Here is a 2,625-nt window from a genome sequence, read left to right on the forward strand (position 1 = left end):
AACAAATGTTTGTAAAATTGTTGTTCCCTATAATATTGAATATTAAACGATCTAATAAATAACGTATTGTTCAAAAGACAAAATTGAGCAAAACTTTTATAAATTTGGGTTGTTACGTAGACATCAAAAACATCATAAATAATAAAAAAATGGACGCTAAAGAAATAAGCTTAAACGAAAAAGAAGTTAAACCAGTTGTAGATCTTTTAAACGATTATTTGGCTAATTATCATATTCATTATCAAAAACTAAGAGGTTGCCACTGGAATATTAAAGGTCAGAACTTTTTTACTTTACATGTTAAGTTTGAAGAATTATATACCAATGCACAATTAACTATTGATGAGATAGCCGAGCGTGTATTAACCTTGGGTAAAGCACCGCATAGCCGTTTTGCCGATTATATAAAAGAATCTCAAATTAAAGAAATTGATACCATTGGCCTTAAAGATCTTGATATGGTTGATGCCATCTTAGATGATATGGCTGCATTGATCGAATTGGAAAGAGGACTTTTAGAAGCTACAGATGCGGCCGGAGACGATGGTTCTAACGATATGGTTAACCGTTTTATGCAGTTTAAAGAGAAAAATACCTGGATGTTGCGCTCTTTCGCAGGAAAGAAATAATATAATTTAGGTGGTTAAAAGCCTTATGTAAGTAGCTTTATTGTAAAATCTGCTTATATGAGGCTTTTTTGTTTCGGAGAAAATCTAATTATTTATCTTTGGGCATGGCATACAAAAGTTTAGCAGAATGTGTATCCGATCTCGAAAAGCACGGTCATTTAATCAGAATAAAAGAAGAAGTAGATCCCTATTTAGAAATGGCAGCCATCCATTTAAGGGTTTACGAAAATAAAGGACCAGCAATACTATTCGAAAAAGTTAAGGGAAGTCCTTTTCCTGCTGTTTCAAACTTGTTTGGTACATTAGAGCGATCGAAATTTATTTTTAGAGATACTTTACCAAAAGTACAACAGCTGGTATCGTTAAGGAATGATCCGATAAAAGCATTAAAAAATCCATTTAAATATGCGGGTTCAGCAATGTCGGCTTTATCGGCCTTGCCACTTAAAACACCTTCTGCAAAAAGCAAATTTTTAAAAACAAGTATTGGTCAGTTACCACAAATTGTAAACTGGCCTATGGACGGTGGCCCTTTTGTTACCATGCCGCAGGTTTATACTGAAGATATAGATAAACCAGGCGTTTTAAATGCAAATTTAGGCATGTATCGCATCCAATTGGGTGGGAACGATTATATCCAGGATCAGGAGATCGGGTTGCACTATCAGATCCATAGGGGGATTGGCGTACATCAGTCTAAAGCCAATGCACTAGGCCAACCCTTAAAAGTGAGCATTTTTGTTGGCGGACCTCCATCACATCCTTTAGCAGCAGTGATGCCTTTACCGGAAGGATTATCGGAAATGACATTTGCAGGTGCATTGGGCGATAGGCGTTTCCGTTATTTTTATGATGATGAAGGTTTTTGCATTTCTGCAGATGCCGATTTTATTATTACCGGAACGGTTTACCCAAATGAAAATAAGCCAGAAGGGCCTTTTGGCGATCATTTGGGGTATTACAGTTTAACGCATCCTTTTCCTTTGATGAAAGTGCACAACGTATATCATAAAAAGGATGCCATTTGGTCGTTTACGGTTGTTGGTCGTCCGCCACAGGAGGATACCAGTTTCGGGGCTTTGATCCATGAAATTACAGGCTCGGCCATACCACAGGAAATACATGGTTTAAAAGAAGTTCATGCGGTTGATGCGGCTGGCGTTCACCCTTTGCTCTTTGCCATCGGCAGTGAGCGTTATACCCCATATTTAAAAGCGCGCAGGCCTCAGGAAATATTAACCATAGCGAACCATATACTGGGAAAAAACCAATTGAGTCTGGCTAAATACCTGTTTATTGCAGCCAAAGAAGATGATCAGCATTTAAGTACGCACCATATTGAAGCATTTCTTACCCATATTTTAGAACGGATCGATTTAACGAGGGATGTTCATTTTTATACCAATACTACAATTGATACACTTGATTATAGCGGTGATGGACTAAACAGCGGATCGAAGGCAGTAATTGCTGCAGCAGGAGATAAGCAGCGTGAACTTTGGAATAAGATTCCTGAAGGACTGAAATTGTGCGATGGATTTTATCTGCCGAAAATAGCCATTCCAGGGGTTTTGGTTTTAGAAAGCAACAAATATTTAAATCCCGAGAAAACAGCTGCTGAAATTGCTTTATTGAATATGGCCATGATGGATCAGGATTTATCAGGCTTACCTTTAATTATATTGGCTGATGATGCAGAATTTACGGCTGCCAATATTGAGAACTTGGTTTGGGTAGCTTTTACAAGGAGCAACCCGGCAGCTGATATTTATGGTATTAACGATTTTACCATTAATAAACATTGGGGCTGTAAAGGTTCGTTGATTATTGACGCAAGGAAAAAGCTCCACCACGCACCTGAATTGATCAAAGATGAGGCTGTGGAAAAAAAGCTGGATGTTTTGGCTCAAGAGGGTGGAAGCCTGTATGGAATAATTTAGTTGAATAATTAAAATAAAAAATTGTTTCTTAAGCATACATAGGCCATGCTTTCAAC

2 protein-coding genes are annotated in these 2,625 nt (G+C 37.6%); both read left to right on the forward strand.

The window, feature by feature from the left end; translation table 11 throughout:
- The first annotated feature begins 149 nt into the window (after positions 1 to 149).
- Positions 150 to 629, forward strand: coding sequence for a Dps family protein (locus AC1DPQ_RS24175; RefSeq protein ID WP_477585309.1), 480 nt, complete (start codon positions 150 to 152; stop codon positions 627 to 629).
- 104 nt (positions 630 to 733) lie between these two features.
- A complete protein-coding gene (locus tag AC1DPQ_RS24180) occupies positions 734 to 2,569 on the forward strand; it encodes a UbiD family decarboxylase (RefSeq protein ID WP_477585308.1) in 1,836 nt (611 codons plus the stop codon).
- Positions 2,570 to 2,625 lie beyond the last annotated feature (56 nt).

It is taken from the genome of Pedobacter sp. 01T416_2 (genome assembly GCF_056398925.1).